The organism is Vibrio parahaemolyticus (assembly GCF_900460535.1).
Lineage (GTDB): Bacteria > Pseudomonadota > Gammaproteobacteria > Enterobacterales > Vibrionaceae > Vibrio > Vibrio parahaemolyticus.
This window is the reverse complement of the sequence record NZ_UHIL01000001.1, coordinates 858,133-879,295: the sequence shown is the minus strand read 5'-3', so window position 1 is coordinate 879,295 and position 21,163 is coordinate 858,133. Positions and strand designations below refer to the sequence as shown.

The 21,163-nt window shown below is 39.4% G+C and carries 18 protein-coding genes, 1 other RNA gene and 2 pseudogenes; 13 read left to right on the top strand and 8 right to left on the bottom strand.

The window, feature by feature from the left end:
• Window positions 1-329: 329 nt before the first annotated feature.
• A complete protein-coding gene (locus DYB02_RS04465; protein ID WP_017448814.1) occupies window positions 330-1,604 on the bottom strand; it encodes a dicarboxylate/amino acid:cation symporter in 1,275 nt (424 codons plus the stop codon).
• A 417-nt stretch (window positions 1,605-2,021) separates the two neighbouring features.
• Window positions 2,022-2,618 carry a nucleotide exchange factor GrpE gene (gene grpE, locus DYB02_RS04460; RefSeq protein ID WP_005455958.1) on the bottom strand — a complete coding sequence of 199 codons (597 nt, stop codon included), beginning with the start codon at window positions 2,616-2,618 and terminating at the stop codon, window positions 2,022-2,024.
• Between the two features lie 145 nt (window positions 2,619-2,763).
• Between grpE and nadK the strand changes: the two genes are divergently transcribed.
• The 4 genes from nadK to bamE all read left to right on the top strand — a co-directional run bounded on the left by nadK (window position 2,764) and on the right by bamE (window position 7,520).
• Complete coding sequence (gene nadK / locus DYB02_RS04455) at window positions 2,764-3,648, top strand: NAD(+) kinase (protein WP_005455932.1); 885 nt, start codon at window positions 2,764-2,766, stop codon at window positions 3,646-3,648.
• Window positions 3,649-3,898: 250 nt separating this feature from the next.
• Window positions 3,899-5,089 (top strand): DUF3103 domain-containing protein, encoded by a 1,191-nt coding sequence (locus DYB02_RS04450; RefSeq protein ID WP_005483024.1) that lies wholly within the window; start codon window positions 3,899-3,901, stop codon window positions 5,087-5,089.
• 167 nt (window positions 5,090-5,256) lie between these two features.
• Entirely contained in the window at window positions 5,257-6,921 is a 1,665-nt protein-coding gene (gene recN / locus DYB02_RS04445) for a DNA repair protein RecN (protein WP_005456006.1), read from the top strand.
• 239 nt (window positions 6,922-7,160) lie between these two features.
• Window positions 7,161-7,520 (top strand): outer membrane protein assembly factor BamE, encoded by a 360-nt coding sequence (gene bamE / locus DYB02_RS04440; RefSeq protein WP_029805379.1) that lies wholly within the window; start codon window positions 7,161-7,163, stop codon window positions 7,518-7,520.
• Between the two features lie 100 nt (window positions 7,521-7,620).
• Here the strand turns inward: bamE and DYB02_RS04435 are convergent, their stop codons facing one another.
• Window positions 7,621-7,968 (bottom strand): RnfH family protein, encoded by a 348-nt coding sequence (locus tag DYB02_RS04435; protein WP_005456005.1) that lies wholly within the window; start codon window positions 7,966-7,968, stop codon window positions 7,621-7,623.
• Window positions 7,958-8,401 (bottom strand): SRPBCC family protein, encoded by a 444-nt coding sequence (locus DYB02_RS04430; RefSeq protein WP_005381641.1) that lies wholly within the window; start codon window positions 8,399-8,401, stop codon window positions 7,958-7,960. Before DYB02_RS04430 ends, DYB02_RS04435 begins: the two co-directional genes overlap by 11 nt.
• Window positions 8,402-8,519: 118 nt before the next feature.
• Here DYB02_RS04430 and smpB point away from each other — a divergent pair, with 118 nt between their 5' ends.
• The 6 genes and pseudogenes from smpB to DYB02_RS04405 all read left to right on the top strand — a co-directional run bounded on the left by smpB (window position 8,520) and on the right by DYB02_RS04405 (window position 13,713).
• The gene (smpB, locus tag DYB02_RS04425; RefSeq protein WP_021823221.1) at window positions 8,520-9,005 is read left to right on the top strand and encodes an SsrA-binding protein SmpB; all 486 of its coding nucleotides are present in this window, start codon (window positions 8,520-8,522) and stop codon (window positions 9,003-9,005) included.
• Window positions 9,006-9,072: 67 nt separating this feature from the next.
• Window positions 9,073-9,440, top strand: a transfer-messenger RNA (tmRNA) gene (ssrA, locus tag DYB02_RS04420).
• Window positions 9,441-9,526: 86 nt separating this feature from the next.
• Window positions 9,527-10,792, top strand: coding sequence for a site-specific integrase (locus tag DYB02_RS04415; protein ID WP_029805436.1), 1,266 nt, complete (start codon window positions 9,527-9,529; stop codon window positions 10,790-10,792).
• A gap of 251 nt (window positions 10,793-11,043) precedes the next feature.
• A pseudogene (locus DYB02_RS26205) lies at window positions 11,044-11,618 on the top strand (DUF8370 family protein); the annotation flags it as partial.
• A gap of 87 nt (window positions 11,619-11,705) precedes the next feature.
• Window positions 11,706-12,461 carry a DUF8371 domain-containing protein gene (locus DYB02_RS26200; protein WP_487251159.1) on the top strand — a complete coding sequence of 252 codons (756 nt, stop codon included), beginning with the start codon at window positions 11,706-11,708 and terminating at the stop codon, window positions 12,459-12,461.
• Window positions 12,462-12,618: 157 nt separating this feature from the next.
• Complete coding sequence (locus DYB02_RS04405; RefSeq protein WP_029805441.1) at window positions 12,619-13,713, top strand: hypothetical protein; 1,095 nt, start codon at window positions 12,619-12,621, stop codon at window positions 13,711-13,713.
• A gap of 120 nt (window positions 13,714-13,833) precedes the next feature.
• On the opposite strand, the gene DYB02_RS04400 is transcribed toward DYB02_RS04405, so the two are convergent.
• Window positions 13,834-14,196 carry a hypothetical protein gene (locus DYB02_RS04400; RefSeq protein ID WP_029805443.1) on the bottom strand — a complete coding sequence of 121 codons (363 nt, stop codon included), beginning with the start codon at window positions 14,194-14,196 and terminating at the stop codon, window positions 13,834-13,836.
• A 161-nt stretch (window positions 14,197-14,357) separates the two neighbouring features.
• Here DYB02_RS04400 and DYB02_RS04395 point away from each other — a divergent pair, with 161 nt between their 5' ends.
• Window positions 14,358-15,218, top strand: a complete 861-nt coding sequence (locus DYB02_RS04395) for a hypothetical protein (RefSeq protein ID WP_029805444.1) — start codon at window positions 14,358-14,360, stop codon at window positions 15,216-15,218.
• Window positions 15,219-15,274: 56 nt separating this feature from the next.
• Here the strand turns inward: DYB02_RS04395 and DYB02_RS04390 are convergent, their stop codons facing one another.
• Both DYB02_RS04390 and DYB02_RS04385 read right to left on the bottom strand, forming a co-directional pair.
• Window positions 15,275-16,963 (bottom strand): DUF3987 domain-containing protein, encoded by a 1,689-nt coding sequence (locus DYB02_RS04390; RefSeq protein ID WP_029806688.1) that lies wholly within the window; start codon window positions 16,961-16,963, stop codon window positions 15,275-15,277.
• A 162-nt stretch (window positions 16,964-17,125) separates the two neighbouring features.
• Entirely contained in the window at window positions 17,126-17,998 is an 873-nt protein-coding gene (locus tag DYB02_RS04385) for a site-specific integrase (protein ID WP_123766433.1), read from the bottom strand.
• A gap of 983 nt (window positions 17,999-18,981) precedes the next feature.
• On the opposite strand from DYB02_RS04385, the pseudogene DYB02_RS04380 reads away from it, so the two are divergent.
• A pseudogene (locus DYB02_RS04380) lies at window positions 18,982-19,134 on the top strand (lipase family protein); the annotation flags it as partial.
• 127 nt (window positions 19,135-19,261) lie between these two features.
• On the opposite strand, the gene DYB02_RS04375 reads toward DYB02_RS04380, so the two are convergent.
• Window positions 19,262-19,825 (bottom strand): porin family protein, encoded by a 564-nt coding sequence (locus DYB02_RS04375; protein ID WP_015296308.1) that lies wholly within the window; start codon window positions 19,823-19,825, stop codon window positions 19,262-19,264.
• 399 nt (window positions 19,826-20,224) lie between these two features.
• Here DYB02_RS04375 and DYB02_RS04370 point away from each other — a divergent pair, with 399 nt between their 5' ends.
• Window positions 20,225-21,115, top strand: a complete 891-nt coding sequence (locus DYB02_RS04370) for a LysR family transcriptional regulator (RefSeq protein WP_020904169.1) — start codon at window positions 20,225-20,227, stop codon at window positions 21,113-21,115.
• Window positions 21,116-21,163 lie beyond the last annotated feature (48 nt).

Genomic DNA, 21,163 nt, shown 5'->3' with positions numbered 1-21,163 from the left:
AAATTCTATTTTCGTTTGGTTATAACCCCAATGTGGGGGGAGGAGAATCGGGTTTCAACCCTTGCTCACAAACAAAAATAATCAATGTTTGCTTCTCTATGCCACATAGATAAGGGCGTCAAAACGCTTTTCAAGGGCAGAATTGAAAAAAAGCGTATTTTTTATGAATTAATTGATTTCTTTCAAGCTTGTTGGGAATGCATCACATTCCAGAGACAACTTCCAAAGTAAACATGATGAAAAGCGGTTACTTTTCTGTGACATAAAAACAAGAAAGCGAGCTCATTCCGCTCGCTTTCTATATATAGATTCAACTCTATTGTTCAAGACTAAGCATTAGCTTGTGCAGGCTGCGCCTCTACTTCTTCTTGATTGCCAATCTCACCTTCTGTTTTGGCGACAATAGTGTTCACTGCGGTATCTCCTACCACGTTCGAAGAGGTACAGAACATATCGTTGATACGGTCAACCGCTGCAATGATAGCTAAACCTTCTGGTGGAAGACCCAATTGGTGAAGAAGCACGCCAACCATCACCACACCACCACCTGGTACGCCACCAGCACCAATAGAAAGAAGAAGAATCGTCAGACCGAGTGTAAACACATCAGCGGTGTTAATTGGCTGGCCAAACGCGTTAGCAACGAAGATTGTTGCAAGCGCGATGTAAATAGATACACCTGACATGTTCATCGTCGCGCCTAGCGGTACACCAAAACCCGCAACTGATTTAGAAACTTGCAGTTTCTCTGTCAGAGTACGCATGGTTACAGGGATGGTTGCATTTGAACTTGCCGTAGATAGGGAAAATAGGATTTGTTCACGAGTTGCACGGAGAAATGCCTTTGGAGAAGTTCCAGTCGTAATGCCAACTGCCATTGGATAGAAGATGAAAATCCAGAACACAAGCATAGCCACGACAAGCGCAACGTAACCTGCAACAGACATCAGTGTATTCGCATTTAAGGTTGCACCTAGTTGAATCATCAGAGCAAACACACCGTAAGGTGCTAGACTCATGACCAAACCAACCAGCTTCATCATGATCTCATTGGCCATCTTAAACGTGCGGATAGCAGGGCCACCACGAGAATCCAGAGCTTGAATGGCTAGACCTGTCAAAATAGCCATAAAGATAATTTGTAGCATGTCGCCGTTAGCAAAAGCTTGTACTGGATTGCTTGGTACAATGTTTACCACGAGCGAGAAAATATCTGGTGTTTCAGTTGTCGTCAGCTTGACGGTTTCAGAAACCGTACCCGCTAAGTTTGCACCAGCACCCGGTTGGAAAATTAAACCTACGGTCAACGCTGCTGCGATCGCAATGATGGTATTGAGAATGTAGAGAGTAAAAGTTTTCCCACCAAGACGACCAAAAGCACTAATGTCTTTCAAATCGACAATGCCGCACACGATTGAAACATACACAAGAGGCACAACCAAAAGCTTGATCAGCGAGACAAACATGCCGCCAACCCCTTCTGCCGTTCCAAGTAGGTAAGTATCAAAAATCGCAATACCACTAAATAAGTACTGAATAGCTGTGCCCAGCACAAGGCCGGCAAACAAGCCTATGAAAATCTTACTAGAAAGCGATTTATCCATTATAAATCTCCGATATGTTGTGTTTACTATTTACATTTTTGTAGTTATATCTGCTTATTTCTAAAGCAGTGATCGCAAATAATACATATCAAAGTTACAAAATAAAGCGATAATTTACATTTTTGTTAACAATAAAATTCAGCAAAACAAACTATGAATACATTCATATTCAGAACAAAACTCACTTAGTCAAATGATAACAACCAGTTATCGGTTGAAGGTTGTATAACTACGCAGTTGATAGAAAGAAAATTCCCTATAAGAAAAAATATCCTCAATAGGAAAAACTTTGAAAGGGATCAAATTTTAGATATCGATGGTTCAGCGAGACAGAGGGAGCACGCCTTTGTTTGAAACAAAAATGCCCATCACAAACGTGACAGGCATTTTGTATTTACTTTGCAGTGACTTGTGTCGTTATTTAGCAACCATAACCATTGCAGGACGAATCACACGGCCGTTTAACTCATAACCCTTCTGCATAACAAACATCACGGTGTTTGATTCATGATCTGGGCTTTCTTGAATAGACATTGCTTGGTGGAATTCAGGGTTGAACGTTTCGCCTTCAGGGTTGATTTCTTTCAAACCAAACTTAGCAACCACATCAACAAATGTCTTGTGAGTCAGCTCAACACCTTCAAGGATCGGCTTAATCACTTCGTTTTCTGTATCTGCAGCTTGAATCGCACGCTCTAGGTTATCGATAACAGGAAGCAGTTCTTCAGCGAACTTGTTAAGAGCGTATTTACGCGCTTTGTCGATTTCCTGTTCAGTACGACGACGCATATTTTCAACTTCAGCTTTTGCGCGAAGCACTGCATCTTGCTGATCTTTTACTTTGGTTTCGCTAGACAATAATGCCGCTTCTAGTTGAGCAATCTTAGCGTCTTTCTCGTCACCAATTTCTTCAAGTTCTGCTTCAGCTTCTTGAGCCGCAGCTTCTACTTTTTCAGCCTCTTCGATGATTTGATCAAGCTCTTCTTCTGTAACTTTGTTTTCTTCGTTGCTCATGATATCTCCAGAATTCAACGTAATGCCCTTAAAGCCATGCTCGTTTTGCGGGCTTTAACCACATAAAAATTCGCATATTTAGGTAACTTGCCATTATTATGGGGATGAAGATTCCTGATTCAAGCCTCTTTAATGCGGAAATGCTATGAAAAATCCATGTAACGTGATCGCGATTATCGGAAAACCAAGAGATCAACAAGCGATTCAGACTCATAAAGAGCTTTACGAATGGCTGACCTCAGAAGGTTACAAAGTGTTTATTGACGATCGCCTTGCAGCGATTTTGGACGAGATCCCGCAAAACCACTTCGCCAGCTTAGTTGAGTTGGGCAAAAACGCAGATCTTGCGATAGTTGTCGGTGGTGATGGCAACATGCTGGGCGCAGCGAGAATTTTATCGCGTTTTGACGTGCCTGTGATTGGCGTAAACCGTGGCAATCTAGGCTTTTTAACTGATTTAAACCCAGACGATTTCCAAGCGGCACTCAAAGCCGTACTTGCGGGAGAGTACATTGAAGAAGAGCGTTTCTTACTTGAGGCAGAAGTGCATCGTCATGGTCAAATAAAAAGTCATAACGCCGCTTTAAACGAAGCCGTGCTCCATCCTGGGCAAATCGCACATATGATTGAGTTTGAGGTGTACATTGATGAAAGCTTTGCCTTCTCTTTACGCGCCGATGGGTTGATTGTCTCCACACCAACAGGCTCGACAGCATACTCACTTTCTGGTGGTGGCCCTATTCTGTCACCAAGCCTGAATGCCATTTCACTGGTGCCTATGTTCCCTCATACCTTATCTAGCCGACCGTTGGTGGTTGATGGCAAACGTAGAATCAAACTGATTGTGTCACCAGAAAATCGCGGTACACAAGAAGTAAGTTGTGATGGACAAGTGTCGCTGCCAGTTTCTCCCGGCGATGAGATCCACATTTATCAAAGCCCAAATGTGCTCAAACTCATCCATCCGAAAGACTACAGCTACTATCACGTATTAAGGAACAAACTCGGTTGGTCTAGTAAGTTATTCTAGCTTTCATGAACACGAATTTAAGCCAGTTGCTGATTGCTGCTGGCTTTTTTCTTTTTTGGGATAACACGTAAAGACTTACTAATAAGGCGACGCAATATATCCTGCCGTTAAAACGAAATTTATAAACTTTGATCCTGTGTGCAAAGTTTAACTTATTCCAGAAAAGCAAATTGAATGGAGTATGTCGGGTGATATTCTCACCATGAATAGAGTATTAACTCTATTTCATAAAATCAATAAAGGACATACTATGAAAAAAACTATCATTCTGTCTGTTCTCAGTACATTAGCACTGATTGGCTGCCAATCTGAAGATACTAAAGTGACAAACGTATCTAATGCGCGTGCGGACGACATTACACAAACCAAACGGGAACTTGCTCAACAACTGAGCGAAAACTATACGGCAATTGAGCCAATGTTGAGAAGAGATATTACTGCTCAACAAACCAATGTTCCTGTCTCCTCTTTCATTGAGCAAAACCCTACTGCAGAATTTAGCCAACAGCTCGTTGAAGCCGACGCTCAAATTCGTAGCTGGAAAGGAATTACTGAATTCTCAGATCAATTGCTAGAAGTGCGCTTAGCCAACGAAAAAATGCTAGGAGCATGGCTCAATGGCGACGTTGCACCACTCTTTGCCTTTGAACCAAGCGGTGATGATGAAAGCTGGCAATACATCGAAGCGTTTGACGTTTACGGGCAAATTCATCAACTTGATGTGTATCAGCTTCCTGACGTTCCCGTTCTAGTTGTCGATAACAACAGCTCTGCAGAGCTCAAAGCAGGCTTACAGGCGATGCAGGCAGAAATGAAAAAGCTGGGTCAGCCAGCTCTAATTCAGCCTTATTATTCAGAGAGTCAAAAACAATCTTCACCAACGCTACAAAGCGCAGCGACAAGTGATGTCGCTCCGATTCAAACAACTCAACTGAAGAAAATTCGCTTAGCGGATGACAAAGAACCGTGGATCTCTGGCAAAGCAGAGGTTTACGCCATCGTGACAGGTGTCAATCCAAGCCGCGACGAGCCGACAATTGATCTGGTAGAGCTTCCTTACTTGGATTACGACAACCAAGATTACTACCCAAATCAAATCATCATTCACTGGTCTCGCTACCGCTGGGGCGCTGCAGATATTGTTCTGATGGAGCAAGATGACGGCACAGACTACAAACAGCTGGCTAAACTATTGGTGCAAGTCGCTGAAGAAGTTCTGAAAGCCATCCCAGATCCGCAAGTTCAGGCATACGCAGTCATCCCACAAATCACTAACAAGATCATCGATGCCATTCCAGATGGTGTGCTTACCAACGATGATGACTTTGTTGACGTTTTCTACACGTTGATGCAAGACACGTCGTATGTCGATCACCCAGGAGCAAGTGTTAATGCTGTCGTGACACTAGAGCCACTGACGATCAATCCAACTCGCCCATAACCCTTTCAATTTCAATGAGTCGTTGTCGAGACTTCGACTCATTTTTCCCACCTCATCACAAAAAATAACCTGTTAGATAAAAATATTCCCGCTCATCTTTACTGTATAAAGAAACAGTATATACTGTTCTCATATACAGTATTGTTCAGTTATACAGGTAAATAAAAATGCTGGCTCATCTAAGTGTTAATAATTTTGCGATTGTTAAGTCTTTACAACTCGAGCTTTCTAAGGGCATGACCACCATTACAGGTGAAACAGGCGCTGGTAAATCTATTGCGATTGATGCGTTAGGTCTGTGCCTAGGCGGACGTGCCGATGCAGGTATGGTGCGTCAAGGTGAAGAGAAAACCGAAGTCAGTGCCGCCTTTTTACTGGACAACAACCTACATGCAACGCGTTGGCTAGAAGATAACGATCTGCTGGATGGCACTGAATGTATCTTGCGTCGCATCATAACTAAAGAAGGCCGTTCAAGAGCCTTCATCAACGGCAGCCCAGTACCACTTTCACAATTAAAATCTCTTGGGCAGCTGTTAATCAACATCCATGGACAACACGCGCATCACCAACTGATGAAAAGCGAATACCAAATGGCGATGTTGGATCAATATGCCGGACACTTAAATCTATTAAAGAGTACACGCAGTGCGTACCAACATTGGCGTCAGGCAGACAATAACCTCAAGCAACTCAAGGAAAACAGCCAGCAGAATCAGGCGCAAAAACAGTTGCTTGAATACCAAATCAAAGAACTGAATGAGCTATCGCTAGGTGAAGAAGAATTCGCAGAACTCGAGCAAGAGCACAAACGACTGTCCAATAGCGGTGAACTCGCCGCTACCTGTCAGCAAGCCCTCGAACTTATTTACGAAGGTGAAGAAGTCAATGCGCTTGGTATTTTGCAATCGGCCAATCACTCCCTAATTCAATTAGCGGAATTAGATGAAAAATTAGCCGAGCTACCAAATATGCTGGCTGACGCGATGATCCAGCTAGAAGAAACCAAAAACGAACTTCGTAGCTACTTGGATGGCATCGATGTTGATCCAGGTCGTATGGCTTATGTCGAAGAGCGTTTTTCTAAAGTGATGTCGATGGCTCGTAAGCATCATGTTATGCCTGATGAGTTATACCAACATCACCAAGACCTTCTAGCACAAATCGAAGCATTGGATTGCTCTGATGAACGTCTGGATGAATTGGCTCAAGAAGTGGAACAGAAATACCAAAGCTTCCTGACTCAAGCGGAAAAGCTGCATAAATCACGCAGCCGTTACGCAAAAGAACTGAACAAGCTGATCACGCAAAGCATGCACGAACTGAGCATGGAAAAAGCCGTCTTCAGCATTGAAGTAAACAACGAAAACACACATCCGTCGCCACTGGGTATGGACAGTGTGTGCTTCTTGGTTTCCACTAACCCGGGTCAACCTTTACAACCAATTGCGAAAGTTGCGTCAGGTGGTGAGTTATCCCGAATCTCGCTAGCGATCCAAGTGATCACTGCTCAAAAAGTAGATACGCCAAGTTTGATCTTCGATGAGGTGGACGTGGGTATTAGTGGCCCAACAGCTGCGGTAGTAGGCAAAATGCTACGCAAGCTTGGAGAATCGACTCAAGTCATGTGTGTCACACACTTACCGCAAGTAGCCGGTTGTGGCCACCAACAAATGTTTGTCGCAAAACACACCAAAGGTGGTCAAACGGAAACACAAATGCGCGCACTAGATGAAGAACAACGTGTGGCAGAACTGGCTCGTTTACTCGGTGGTAGCCAAATCACTGATTCAACATTAGCTAACGCGAAAGAACTCCTTATCGCCGCCTAACCATATGACACAGAGTCATCGGCATTCCAGTTGATGACTCTTTTCATATTAATCACTTCAATGACTCGGCTAACGAAAACACCATTAGGCTCCCTATCACCCCTTAATATCTGCCAATAAATGCAACTCAACTCAAAATTCGTTGTCAGATTCCCTACCATGCGACGCATAGCTTTTTACATCTGCGTCGAGCTTGTTTATTATCAGCGCAGTATTTTAAAGGTTACTAAGAAATTATTATGCAATTAAAGAAGTGGTTAGTTGCCGTACCATTAGCAATGACATTGCTGACAGGATGTTCGGTATTGGAAAAACTGGTTTATCGTATTGATATCAACCAAGGCAACTATGTAGAACAAAGTGCGGTTGATAAATTAAAGTTTGGGATGACTAAAGCACAGGTTCGCTTCGTACTTGGCTCGCCAATGCTTATCGAAAATGGCTATCCTAACACTTGGTATTATATCTACCATCACACGCCAGGCCACGGTGACCCAGTACAGAAAGATCTTGTCGTAAACTTTAATGACCAAGGAACGCTGGCCGATATCAGCGGTGACTTCCCGAAAAGTGACACGTTTTACGAACAGATCCAATAAACCAATCCTGTCATTACATCGATTGGCATCATAAAACCTTTATGCAAAAAAACCTCCCACTTGGGAGGTTTTTTATCATCTAAAATATTGCTTATTCTGCTTACTTGCGCAGAGCATTTGGCTTGCCACCAGTCACTGGATCGGCATTCCCAGCCGCTTTTGCTTGCTCTGCTCGCTTACGACGAATCTCTTTTGGATCTGCCAATAAAGGGCGATAGATTTCAATGCGGTCTTTATCACGTACGGTCGCGTCTAGTTTTACATTACGACTAAACACACCTACTTTGTTTTTCGCTAAATCAATTTCTGGATACAATTCCAAGACACCCGACTGACGAATGATCTCTTCAACCGTCGCGTGGTTATTCACAACTAAGTTAAACACGCGTTGCTCATGAGGCAATGCATACACGACCTCAACGTGAATCATGTCTGACTCAATACTCATAACACTCGTACACCTGTTTCGCGCGTTTGGTAAATGCATTAACCATATTGCTAGTTAGCTCGTTAAAAATCTTGCCGAACGCCATTTCAATCATTTTGCTCGAAAACTCAAACTCAAGCTTAAGTTCAACCTTACATGCCTGCTCATCCAACGCAGTAAAAATCCAACCACCTCGGAGCGTTTTAAACGGACCATCAACCAAGTTCATCATAATAGCTTGGCCAGGAATAAGCTCATTGGACGTAGTGAACGTTTTACTGATGCCCGCTTTCGCAACATCGACAGAAGCGACCATGCCGTTACCCGAAGACTCAATAATTCGAGAGCCCGAACAACCAGGCAAAAATTCAGGGTATTTAGCAACATCATTGACCAGATTAAACATCTGTTCTGCACTAAAAGACACCAACGCAGAACGGCTGACTTGCTTCATACATACTCCTATCGATACATGTACAGATTTAAAGCTCGCGACAATTTTACTTTTATTCCACGATTGCGCAAATAAAAGGATTTCCTATCCGATATCCAACCCGTATAATGACGCCATTATGGCAAAGAAAAAATCAAAACAAAAAGCGGGTAGTAACACTATCGCGCTGAATAAAAAAGCTCGCCACGAGTATTTCATCGAAGATGAAATCGAAGCTGGCTTGGAGCTCCAAGGTTGGGAAGTGAAAGCCCTTCGCCAAGGTAAAGCCAATATTTCTGAAAGTTACGTATTCATGCGTGACGGTGAAGCCTTTGTGAGTGGCATGACAATCACTCCTTTAAATCAGGCATCGACACACGTAGTGGCGAACCCTACTCGTGTGCGCAAACTACTTATGAGTCGTCGTGAACTTGACAACCTACTCGGTCGCATTAACCGTGAAGGTATGACACTTACGGCACTCTCTCTGTACTGGTCTCGCTCTTGGGTGAAGATAAAAATAGGTGTAGCAAAAGGTAAAAAGCTTCACGATAAACGTACAGATCTTAAAGAAAAAGACTGGGCAAGAGAAAAAGCACGCGTAATGAAGAGCACACTGCGTTAATCTTGACCACTTAAACGCATAGTGCTGGACAGCTAAGTCTTTTCTGTTACTATGCGAATCATACCTTGGGGCTGATTTAGGATTCGACGGGAATTCAGAAGTCTGAGGTGCATGCCGAGGTGCGGTAGGCCTCGTTAACAAACCGCAAAAAAATAGTCGCAAACGACGAAAACTACGCACTAGCAGCTTAATACCCTGCTCAGAGCTCTCTCGCCCTAGCTTCCGCACGTAAGACGGGGAATAACGAGAGATCAAACCCAAACGCGCTAGCCCGGATTCTCCCGCCTGAGAGATGAACGGCGAATTATAATTCAGGATAGTCATTCATTAGCGTGTCGGTTCGCAGGTGGATGGTGAATTTAAAGATCGACTAAGCATGTAGTACCAATGATGAAAGGTTTTCGGACGCGGGTTCAACTCCCGCCAGCTCCACCAATCACTATAAGAGACTGAATCTAAACGAATTTTCGTTGATTCGGTCTTTTTTTTGGCTGTTTGGTACTAAAACAAGGTACTGAAACATGCGAAACCTGCAGATTTCAAAAAGTGGTATTTGGCAATTCCGCTACCAGATTCCAGTGGCGCATCGACATCTCTTCAGCAATCGATATGAAATCAAACGATCTCTTCGCACGTCCGATAAGCAGTCAGCTATTGTAAAGGCGTTGCAACTTGAGCTAGAAATTCGTATTTCAATTCAGAACAACCAACCTCTAACTCCTTCTAATGTGGCATCACATGAGCCAGCGAAACCTGCATTACCTGCAATTTTAGTTTCGAAGACAGAAACGGCATCACTTAATCCTTTCAAATGCCTCGAAATGTACCGAGACTCCAAAAAAGACCTCGTTAACCAAAAGACAATTGATATGGCTTATGCGAAATGTCATATCGTACTCGCACTGCTAAAAGCCAAAAGCATAAAAGAAATTCGTAGACTTCAAGCAGAAGAAGTCCGTACCTTGTTGGGCCAATATCCAATCAATGCAACCAAGCATAAACAATTTGATGGGATGAAAGGCAAACAGCTAATAGAAGCTAATAAAAAACATAAACTCCCTACCCTAAGCGCCGAGAGCGTCAAAGATTACATTCAAAAATGTTCGTCGTTTTTTGAGTGGTGTTTACAGATGGAAATGACGGACATAAATCCATTTAAAAGCATGAGATTCAAGAAAACTCGCAAGGATAGTGAAGCCAAAAAAGCTTATAGCCATGCTGACTTAAAAATAGTATTTAGCACAGAAATCCATACACATAAAAAATATAAGCACCCCCATTACTACTGGTTACCACTTCTGGGCCTATTCACTGGTGCACGTTTAAACGAGCTATGCCAACTATACCGCCAAGATATATATAAAAAAGATGGAATATGGGTCATCAACATTGATGACAAGCTCAAGGGACAAAGGCTCAAAAACAATACTAGCCGCAGACTAATCCCTATTCATGAAAAGCTGTTGGAGCTCGGGTTTATCGAATATATCAATAGCGTGCAACACGAACGTGTGTTCCCAGCTCTTAAAGAGGAACGTGATGGCTTTGGCACAGCTGCTTCCAAGTGGTTCGGACGCTTTAAGACTAAACTTGGCTTTGGCCGTGGCCACGATTTCCACTCATTCCGTCATACAGTGGCAACACAACTCAAAAACGCTGAGGTGTCATCTTTACTTGCGGCAGAGCTGTTAGGACACGCACAAAACAGTATTACGTATGACAGATACGGTAAATCAGTTAGCATCAAAAAATTGCAAAAGGTAATCAACAACATTTATTTACTTTAAGTATTAGAGCCATGGAGGTTAGAAGGTCGAAGACTTTTGCTTGCATGGCTCCTAAAATCCTAGAAAGCCTTACAACTAATCTTCAAATCAGCCAATACTTCTTTTGACAACCATCAAAAAATCTGGAGCCATTGCACAACTAACATGGTTTCATATCAACAATTCGATTATCATCTACACAACAATTGGGTGTTAATTGTTCGATATTTGGGAAGTTAACAAATTCTACCCTCCTCAACGGCGTATAAAAGATGGCTAAAATTACGAAACCGCTTCTGTTTTCAGCGCACTTTCATATAGACGAGATCAAGCTGCATGACGCAGGATTAATTGACCCGTTCTTGAACGTAGACACTCAACTATTCATTGATCCTGTTCTTCTAAAGAAATCTCGTTTTGAAGAGATCAGCAAAAACGGATATACCCATTTTTGTCATCATTTTCCAACTATGTACGACTTTTAACCATCTCAGAGAAAGAAGGTGATGCAGCATGGAAAGCAGCACGTAACTTGCTCGACTTGAGAGAACCAGCTCAAACAGGGTTAGGGTATGGAGGAAGTAGTCGTAGTGGTAGCTCTAGGCCTGACGACATAAAAGAAAAAATGATGCGCACAGCCAAAGAAATTGTTGATCTAGGAGCTAAAGATCCCGAGATGGTTTCGCTAATGGGATTTTTTGAAGAAAATGTAGGCCCAGATACCATAAGTGATTTTACGACAAGAGTTATTTTAGACAGCCTAGCAATCGTCACTCAAAAATTTTGCTCCGAACATAATATTCCAACACAACCATCTAACATATCCAACGGAATTGAACTTCCCGTATATAAAGGCGCATTTGTAGTCTTAGTCCCACAAGATATAGTAAGGGATCTTCCGATAGCAAATGACTGGTCAGACATAGAATCAGCAGTGCTTCAAAACAAAGAAATCCGTGACAGGGTAAACAAGTATCTTGCAAATATCGCAAGACCAACGGTAACTCAACGAAAAGCAGCACTAAGAGATGCTGCTCTAGGTTCTTCTGATACTTTCCAACATTTTTTAGATTCAATTAAGGAAAATGCAGATAATTATAATGTCAATGAAGACGCCCTAGGTTACTACAAACTGCGTCAAATTCTTCGAGGAGATCAAACACAGTACATATTTAAAGATATACCAAATATTTATCAAAGTCCTGACAACTTAAAAAAACTTGTTCTATTGACTATTGCACACTTTAAACACCATGTAGAAAACGGAAATTTATGGGAAGAACTGTGGATTGACGACAAACCCAAAAAAGAAAGGGCAGCACAGTTAATGTATTTTGCTATAGCTGACTGTTTTTGTTCTGCAAATAATGTAGATGTATCTCCAGAAGCAAACATGGGTGGAGGGCCAATCGATTTCAAATTTTCTATTGGTTACAAAGCAAAAGTATTAGTGGAGATGAAACGATCAACAGGAACAGTCAAACATGGTTATGAAACGCAATTAGAAATCTACAAAGATGCTTCAAAAACTAACTATGGTATATTCGTAGTGATGAATTATGGTGACCTAGGGAAAAAATTAAAGCAGATTAATGACATTAGAGAACGTAGGATAAAAAATGGAGAGCCCGCTTCTGATATAGTTGTAATCGATGCTACTAAAAAAATTTCCGCTAGTAAGAGAAAGTAATTTGTTTCAATAAAACTAAGATAAAAGCCTCTAATCTATATTCGTAAAATATAGTAAAAACCAAATGACAAGACATTTATATAAATCTGAATATTGGTAACTACTTTATTTATACCTAGTTTAAGTAACTCCAATATTAATGTTTATGGAGATATGCATGACAAATAATTCTTTACCACCGGAAGAAACTGAAAATCAAGACCTCAATGGAATTTTTGAAGTACCAGCCAATAGGAGATACTGGCTTGTTCGATCTGATTCAGGTAAATATTTTGATCACTTTACAATGTATAATGTCATTGCTCTAGGGCATTTAGATAAACTTAAATTAGATGAATGTGATGTTAATGAATTCATCTTAGATTCCGATGATCTTAGAGATAGATACATGAAACTCATAGATCAAAAGAATAAAAAAGCTAAGACAAAAGCTTATAGTCAAATAAACCAAGCCATACGCTTCATCTATGAAATGGAAGTTGGCGACTGGGTAATTACGGTTGGTAAAATTGGTATTCGCTATGGAGTGATTACTAGCTCTCCATATATTAGAACCGAACCACTCGTTGTGGACTATCAAAACGGCGATTATGAAGTCAAAATGACTAAACATCTTCGCAGAAACGTAAATTGGGGACCGATTATTCGGAGAAGGAACCTACCATATGGTCTTTCACAAGCCCTCCGCGCAAGACAGACTGTAACTAGCTTAGATGAACATTGGCAGGCTCTTCACCATTCAATTTTTCCCGCATTCAAGGCTAATGGAAGCCTATATCTTTCTATTAAGATAAGGTCTGAGCAAGCTATCAGTAACTACTCAGTCATGAGTCTTCTAAAGCTAATGAATGAAATTGAGATTATTGGAAAAGAGTTCAACAGTGACTTTGACATTAACAATTTTGAAGAGATATTTGATGAATATCTAGAAAACGACAAACTCACTGTAACTACTAAAGCTCAATTCAATTCACCGGGTGACATCTGGACAGTAATGTCTAGTGCTGTAGAACAATACAGCTGGATAGCACCAACATTCGTAGCATATAGTATGTTATTTGGGAATAAATTAATGGGCATAGATGGGATTCTAGATTTGGATACACGTCATAAAATTCGAGATGCTATATTGGAAAGAATCAAGGTAAACAAAGCAGATAAACAGCTAGAAAAACTAGAATTACATATGCCGAAAGCTAATACAGAGATACTAGAAGTCCCCGCTGAAAGAAAAATAGATGTAGATAGCTAGCTATCTAGTGTTTTTATTTAATAATGTAGAGAGGATACCTATTCCATATAGATACCTCTCTAATTTAAATATACTACCACATCAGTTCATAAAAAATCACACAATAATTAATAGATAAAACTATTTGCCATTTAGTTTTGGCACTGATGCCACCAAATAAAGAATTATATTCTCGAGAATTTGGTTAGCCTTTATGAAATTATCTTCTCTAATCATATCCGAATCCATAGGTATATCATTCTCATCGAGTAAGTCCGTCAACATCATTGCAGTAAGATGAATATCAATAACTATAGATAACCATTTATATTTATAAGTATTGTTTTTCCTATCAACATCATCAATGAACCCCACAGTTTTGCATTTCAAAAAAATAATATTAAATATTTCCTTGAATCTACTATCTCTTTTTGATAATTCTACAGCTTTCTCCAATTTTACCATGTCAATAGCGTTATTAAACCTTTCATTAAAATTCGTCATTTATTCTAAAAATAAATATTTGCAATGATAACTTCAAGGGGCTTGGGGAATAATTCCCCAACAAGTTGGATCAATAACGAAGTAATTGTCCTATCTTGAAATCCATACATTAGAATGATATTTGATATATTTATTTTCAATTTGTATATTGAAAATAAATTATGATAAACAATTGGACTGTTATTACTCAACCAGTACGATATGGAAGTAAAGGAATTGCTTACCGCGAGCGGTATCTTACTTCAAGAAAACATCCAAATCACAAAAACACATCTGACATTAAAGAGATAATTGGAAACGAAAAAACTGCAAGATATATAGCTCTAATCGGTGAGCAATATCGATTACGACAACAGATGTCAGGTAAAGCTGGACGACACTTGTCATCTTATGCAATGGAATATTGCCTAACATTACCTAAGGGAGTGTGTCCAACTAACAAACAGTGGCTTGAGATAGTCAGTTTTTGTTGTAAATCATTACAAAAGATATGTTCTATTACAAACGAGCAAGAGCACACCTTCAATAAGAACATAAGAGCAGTTTTGCATAGGCAAGATCAAACCATTACCTCTGGTAGCGGGGATCATGTTCATTTAATTGTAGGAAAAATCTTAGCAGGAGATAACTCTAGAGTATTAACGGAACTTCAGCAAAAAAAAACAACTAAAGCTCTTAAATCAGCATTTAACTTTGCCATATTAAAGTATGTAGGACTAAATCATTTCGAATACACTCCATCACAACTGAATAAAACAAAAAGGCTGGAAATTTGGAAGTATCATAGAAATAAAGAAGCAGAGAACTCCGAGAACCTCCGCCGGATTCAAGAACAGATCGACAAATGGTTTACCGCGTTCAAAGAAAGAGATATCCGTCAACTTAATAGACAATTGAATCGGATAAGAAAAAGTTACAAAATAATTTCAAGTGATATCGAGATAAACAAAGAATCTATGGGTAATTTATCTCATACCCTATCTGAAATAGAAAATTTATCGGGAAAGAAGATTATTATATAAAAATAAACCTGCAACACCTTCATAAATATGAAAATGAAGGTGTTGCAGGTTAAAACTTACTTATATTCAGGGTGTATCAAGTACATTTTTTTTGGATTATTTACTAGTTTAATATATCCCTTTTCTTCGAGAACTTGTAATGCTTCATTTCTATCCTTTGCATTGGTCAAATATTTCCAGTCCTTTTGACCTAGTTCTTGCTTTGTAAAAGCACCGTTCAACTTACTTAAATTGCAAAGCAGTGAACTAACATTACTTGGATTTTTTGTGATCAACGCGCGAATCTTAGCTGAGTGTGATCTTAGATATTCTAACCATTTCAACGCCATTTCTAGTGATACTAAATTAACAATACAATTATCAGTACCTAAGTCAGCTACGTTACTCTCAGCGTTTAGTGCTATCTGGAATACTAAAGATAATTTTGCGACTAACGCAGGATATTTTATTTCAATGGCTTGCTCATCATCAGACAGTAAGTTTACATTTTGATGAAACTCTTTCGACCATTTATCCCAGATATCCTGTGCCTCTTCGGAAAAGTTAAAACAAGACGATTCTTTACCTCCTAATTTGGCAATAAGGCTAAACATATCATTAACACCTTTATTGTCTTCAACATTCCTATCAATGTCGATATACTCCATATTGATAACATTCGGATATACTGCAAGCTGAAAGCGTTCATACAAGCCGTCATCTCCTCGACCGCTAGCTCGATCAGATAATACTGGAATAAGAATTTTAGGTTGAATTCCTCCGAGGATATTTATGTGAACATTATCCAGTTCAACATTTTCTCTCGATATCCTTTCCTGAACAAACCGAGAACCAGACGCGTTAAATCCTTCAAGAAAAAGAGCCCGCTCTTGCTCTCTTCCCTGTTTTTTCATTCCCACAAATATCGCATTAATTTCATCACGAAATATAAGAATCCCTAGCGGATTTGTACTTAGCTTTTGAATTAATGCTTCAGGTGTAGCATCGTTCGTAACGATATTACGCGCCGAGTTATTTAACACTTTTAAATTCATCATCAAGTTCATTAACTCTTCAACACGGTCGTTATCTTCCTCTTCAATAGCTGATTTTAGTTGCTCCTCTAGTGTTATCTTCTCCCTCTCGACTTTAGTGTTATGATATTTTTCAATTTTTTCATTTTTAAAATTCTGTACGTCAATAACGTTTTCTTGCGCGTAGTTCAAGGGGGATACACCCAGTGTCATCATAGGTGTTTTATAGGTCGATGGCCCTCCTATGACCAACCCCCACAAAGTTGGTTTCACTATCCACGTTTTATCTCTTCTCTTCGGTGTAATTGATGCAGATCCCCCTATTAGGCTAGCAAGTGAGACTACAATTGATACAGCCAAGAAGTCAGGAGCAGTATTATTAATTGCATATGCATTTCTAAATGTATACTCTGCAAGTGTTTTTGGAAGCATTCCCATATCAAATAACATAGGCTCATTCGAAAATTCACCTACAGGTTGCGGCTCAGTCCAAGTTAACGATTCAGTTAATACATTATTTTCTGTATCTTTTGATAGATTTTTTTTAGCTTTACATTTTGAACTACCTTTTTTTACTGCGTAACAATTTTGATTATTTACATTTCCTTGGTTTAATTTGGTAATATCAGATTCAACTGAATTAACTAAACTATCTACTTTTCGATTTTTTTCTTTACTTTCAGAAGCATTTATTTTTAATAAAGATTTTGCTTTTCCAAATAAACCAAACACTTTCTATATCCTATTTTTAATCCATAAAAATACACTATTGTATTTTTAACCCAGAAAAATACATTTATATGTCTGGATTAAAATCATGTGTCATTCGAAATTTTGGATGCAACAATCCTTGGGAGTCACACCCTAACCTAGATGATAAAAATTTATTGTTTGTTACTTTTTAAAAATACTCATTCTAGCCTTCCAGCGAAGGCTAATAGAACCATGTTTTTCCATTATTTTCTTTTTTTTCTTTAGTGAATAATCCTTCCCATATCTTCCATATGTTTCCTTTTTGTATTCATGACCTACAATCTCTGACACCATTGACTCTTCAACTCCGTTAGTTTTTAACTTACTAATAAAATAGTGCCTAAATGAATGGAAGCTATATTCACTCCCCCAATTAAATCGTTTTTTATAATTAGAAAACCATTTGGATACTTGTCTAGAATACCCATCAGATTCGTTATACTTTAGTGATGAAAAAATCCTTCCTTCACTCTTTTCGACGAAGGAGATAAACCCTAACCTGAGTAGACTTTTTGGTATTGGTACAATGCGCTCTGAATCTGCATTCTTTACTCTTTGATCTTTACGTTTGTTCGTCACGCTAATACACCATAAATTATCTTTAATAATGATATCATCCTTATATATCTGGCATATTTCATTTTGTCTTAGACCCATTTCAATGGCGATAATTAAAACCCAGTGATAATTGTTGTTTTTAGTTATGAAAATATCACTTTTAATTAATTCACTAACATGCTCTTCAGAATAAGCTGATCTTGCTTTGTTTTTCTTTATTTTGTTCCTAGGTGCTTTAAGACCTTTGAAGTAGTTTGTATTAACTATCCCTTTCAATACCAGCCATTCGAAAAATTCTTTTAGTCTTCCAAGATATTTTTCTACAGTAGCTAACTTTATTCTTTTAACACCTAGAGATTCCGCCTCCTTTAAGAGATCTTCACCACAAAATCCCGCCAACCTAGTATTCGATGATAAGTTTATGGGCAGCTTTCCGAGTGCGTAATATACTTTCAAACATTCTCTCTTATCCCAGCATAGGATATTCTTTTTACTCAACCGAGAAATGTTTCTAATCTCATTACCACTAGACTCACACGTCTTATAAGACAACCCTCTATGTCGCTTATATTCAATGTATCCGTTGATCACAGATTTTATTTTTTCATCCACAAGTAAAAACCCAAATTAATACTCTTCCTTCGTTCTATGTCATTAATTTTTACGCGAAAAATTTTATGCCGCAAGCGTTTATTTCTCACTAAGCACCATAAAAATGCTTAATATTTATACACTTAAGAGATAAGTATTTATTTCAGTAAGGAAAAACCATGGAGATGAATGTTAATATATGCGACTTTAATCACACTACAATAATTGACATTTAAGCGTTTACATGTTTACAAATGTTTGGGACGCCGATTTTGGCGACGTTTTGACTTTACACAAGTAGTTCGACTCGTTTAATACCTTCAAAACCTGCCATTTCAGGAGTTGAACTGGCGTCCAAACTCTCATGTGATGAAGTGGAGTTGGAGAACACAAAATGTGGAGTTCATTTTCGGACGAGTTTAGCTTGATGACTTGCAAATGAGGTGCTAAATTTTGGTACTAAAAACCCCATAACCATTCAGTTAAGTGATTGTAAAATAGGTGTTTAATTTAGAATTGGCGACTCCCGCCAGCTCCACCAAACGTTTGGAAAAGGCCACCTTCGGGTGGCCTTTTTTGTATCAACAATCATATTGCCTTCTTTTCTCAGGCTCTCATACTACCTGATGACTTATCACAAGCATTACTGCGTAACTTTACAACCTATGCTGATAAAAACTCGTTGAGTATTAAGTAGCAGACTATACGCTCATAAGTACAACACCAACCACACATGAGAATTCAAAAGTACTAATTAAAAGATAGAAAGTGTGTACTTACTATATGCTTTTCAATTTAAAGTTTTCTAAGCTTTTGGGATATAAGGTACTTCATCCGGTTACAGAGTACATGCTGGTTTTGTAAATCTCTTCAATACAATAAAGCCACAACTTGCAGCATGCATCGCTGGTTATTCGAAAAAGAACATAAAAGCACCAAAGGTAATACACTGCGTAGGTCATAGTTTAGGTGGTGCTCTTGCTTCATTAGCAACAGATTGAGTGAGTAAAATAGTCTCTTCAATTTTCTCCTTACTAAGAATTTCAGGTCTGGTTCATATAACACAACAAAAAATGCGAAGCTATTTAAGCTTCGCATTTTTATTATGGATTGGAATTATTAGCAATATTAGAATCTATATTCCACACCTAAAGATGCTTGTTTAAAGTCTGTATTTGTATTCGCACCATCAAATACATTTTCTGCGTTCAGTTCCACATCGTACCAAGTGTATTCTGCGTTAACTAAAAAGTTATCCGTTACTTTGAAACCCACACCGGCACCAGCAAATACACCTTCGTCATCTTTGTTCCCATGGAATCCAGCAACGTTATAATCTGTCGAATACCACATTTGGCCACCTTTCGCGTACACATCCACTCTATCGGTGATTGGAGCCGTCACTTTCAATGCTGCGGTATAACCATCCGTATCTGCATTAGCCAAGTTGTTACCATAGCTACCAAAATCAATGTAGCCGCCTTCCAACGCTAAGTAACGGTTAAAGCGATAACCCACCAATGCTTGCATTGCATCGCTGTCGTCATCGAAATCATCTTGTCCATCAACTTTTAAATAACCGTAGTTCGCACCTACATAAACGCCATGATCTTTGGAGTCCGCTGCGTAAGATAAAGTACTAAACGTTGCTAGAGAAAATAGACCAACCAGAGTAACAACATTGCTTTTCATTTCGTTCTCCTAAATTAACTGATTATCGAAAGTTCCAATCATAAATAGCAAAAGCAATGCCAATATTAAATTCATGAAAAGCTATTTTAATTTAATAAGATTCTGACAATTAGCTAAAAACACTCGTACAAAAAACAAAATACAGGCTATTTATTTACCTTACACAAACAATATAAATGTAGGATAAATATAACTAGTGAAAAAGCTTCTCGCTAATTTGTAGTTTTTTCAAAATAAAAATACACAGCGTGAATATTCTTGAGTTGTTAAATAGTCATTGATATATCGCATTGCGTGTTTACTAGAAAGGAAGCCAATCACACATCCGTCGTGCCTTGCTTTGCTTAAAAGCACAAATCCTCTACTCTGTGCCTAATCAAATTCAATGGAATTGAAAGAATGATAAAAGGCAGTGAGTACCCTTCCATTCGTGCATTGAGGACTTTTGTTGCTGTGGCTAACTATCTCAGCTTTTCTAAAGCCGCCGATGACCTATGCGTAACACAAGGAGCGGTCAGTAAACAGATGGCATCTTTAGAGCAACTCGTTGGGCTTCCTCTCATTCATCGAGGGTTAAACGGCGTGGAGCTAACAGAGGAAGGAAAGCGCTATTTGCCCCAAATAACAGAAGCTCTGGAGCTCATTCAGCATGCAACCGCCAGCCTAATTCAAACCAATACTGATCAAGAGCTGTTGGTTGTCGATGTCACACCCTCGTTTGCCAGTCTTTGGCTGGTGCCAAATATCGATGATTTCCACCAGCGCCATCCAAATATTCGCGTGAAAATTCTTACCGGAGATGGCGCAGTTAAAAACATTCATGGCGAAAGTGATCTGCATGTGCGATGTTTGCCTCTTTCGACTCATTATGAATATAGCCAGCTCTTATGTGAGGAAACCTTGTTGCTGATTGGCAACACCAACCTACCAGAACTGTCAGACAACCAAGCTATCAGCCATTACCCATTTATTCCGCAAACGACTCGCCCGCAACTGTGGGAGCAGTTCAAACAGGAGAACGATTTAGAGTACCCAATCACCTATCACTCCGTCGGGTTTGAGCATTTTTATTTGGCGTGTGAAGCCGTGAGAATGGAGAAGGGCTTGGCTTTGCTGCCCGATTTTATGGCGCAATTTTCTATTTTGCGTGGTGACATCCAACATATTGGGAATCTAAAGCTTCACAGCGGCTATGGCTATTATGTGGTGATCCCAAACTTCCGGTTAACGTCAAGAAAAGTGGCACTTTTTCATGACTGGTTAAAAGACAAACTTACCCATCATACATAAAGCTACCGATATGAAACCAGTATAAATATGAAGATTGTGCAGAGCCTA

What these genes read in the sequence shown, in the direction of transcription:
- DYB02_RS04465 (WP_017448814.1), bottom strand. Translation starts at nt 1,604, where the DNA reads ATGGATAAATCGCTTTCTAGTAAGATTTTCATAGGCTTGTTTGCCGGC.
- grpE (WP_005455958.1), bottom strand. Translation starts at nt 2,618, where the DNA reads ATGAGCAACGAAGAAAACAAAGTTACAGAAGAAGAGCTTGATCAAATC.
- nadK (WP_005455932.1), top strand. Translation starts at nt 2,764, where the DNA reads ATGAAAAATCCATGTAACGTGATCGCGATTATCGGAAAACCAAGAGAT.
- DYB02_RS04450 (WP_005483024.1), top strand. Translation starts at nt 3,899, where the DNA reads ATGAAAAAAACTATCATTCTGTCTGTTCTCAGTACATTAGCACTGATT.
- recN (WP_005456006.1), top strand. Translation starts at nt 5,257, where the DNA reads ATGCTGGCTCATCTAAGTGTTAATAATTTTGCGATTGTTAAGTCTTTA.
- bamE (WP_029805379.1), top strand. Translation starts at nt 7,161, where the DNA reads ATGCAATTAAAGAAGTGGTTAGTTGCCGTACCATTAGCAATGACATTG.
- DYB02_RS04435 (WP_005456005.1), bottom strand. Translation starts at nt 7,968, where the DNA reads ATGAGTATTGAGTCAGACATGATTCACGTTGAGGTCGTGTATGCATTG.
- DYB02_RS04430 (WP_005381641.1), bottom strand. Translation starts at nt 8,401, where the DNA reads ATGAAGCAAGTCAGCCGTTCTGCGTTGGTGTCTTTTAGTGCAGAACAG.
- smpB (WP_021823221.1), top strand. Translation starts at nt 8,520, where the DNA reads ATGGCAAAGAAAAAATCAAAACAAAAAGCGGGTAGTAACACTATCGCG.
- DYB02_RS04415 (WP_029805436.1), top strand. Translation starts at nt 9,527, where the DNA reads ATGCGAAACCTGCAGATTTCAAAAAGTGGTATTTGGCAATTCCGCTAC.
- DYB02_RS04405 (WP_029805441.1), top strand. Translation starts at nt 12,619, where the DNA reads ATGACAAATAATTCTTTACCACCGGAAGAAACTGAAAATCAAGACCTC.
- DYB02_RS04400 (WP_029805443.1), bottom strand. Translation starts at nt 14,196, where the DNA reads ATGACGAATTTTAATGAAAGGTTTAATAACGCTATTGACATGGTAAAA.
- DYB02_RS04395 (WP_029805444.1), top strand. Translation starts at nt 14,358, where the DNA reads ATGATAAACAATTGGACTGTTATTACTCAACCAGTACGATATGGAAGT.
- DYB02_RS04375 (WP_015296308.1), bottom strand. Translation starts at nt 19,825, where the DNA reads ATGAAAAGCAATGTTGTTACTCTGGTTGGTCTATTTTCTCTAGCAACG.
- DYB02_RS04370 (WP_020904169.1), top strand. Translation starts at nt 20,225, where the DNA reads ATGATAAAAGGCAGTGAGTACCCTTCCATTCGTGCATTGAGGACTTTT.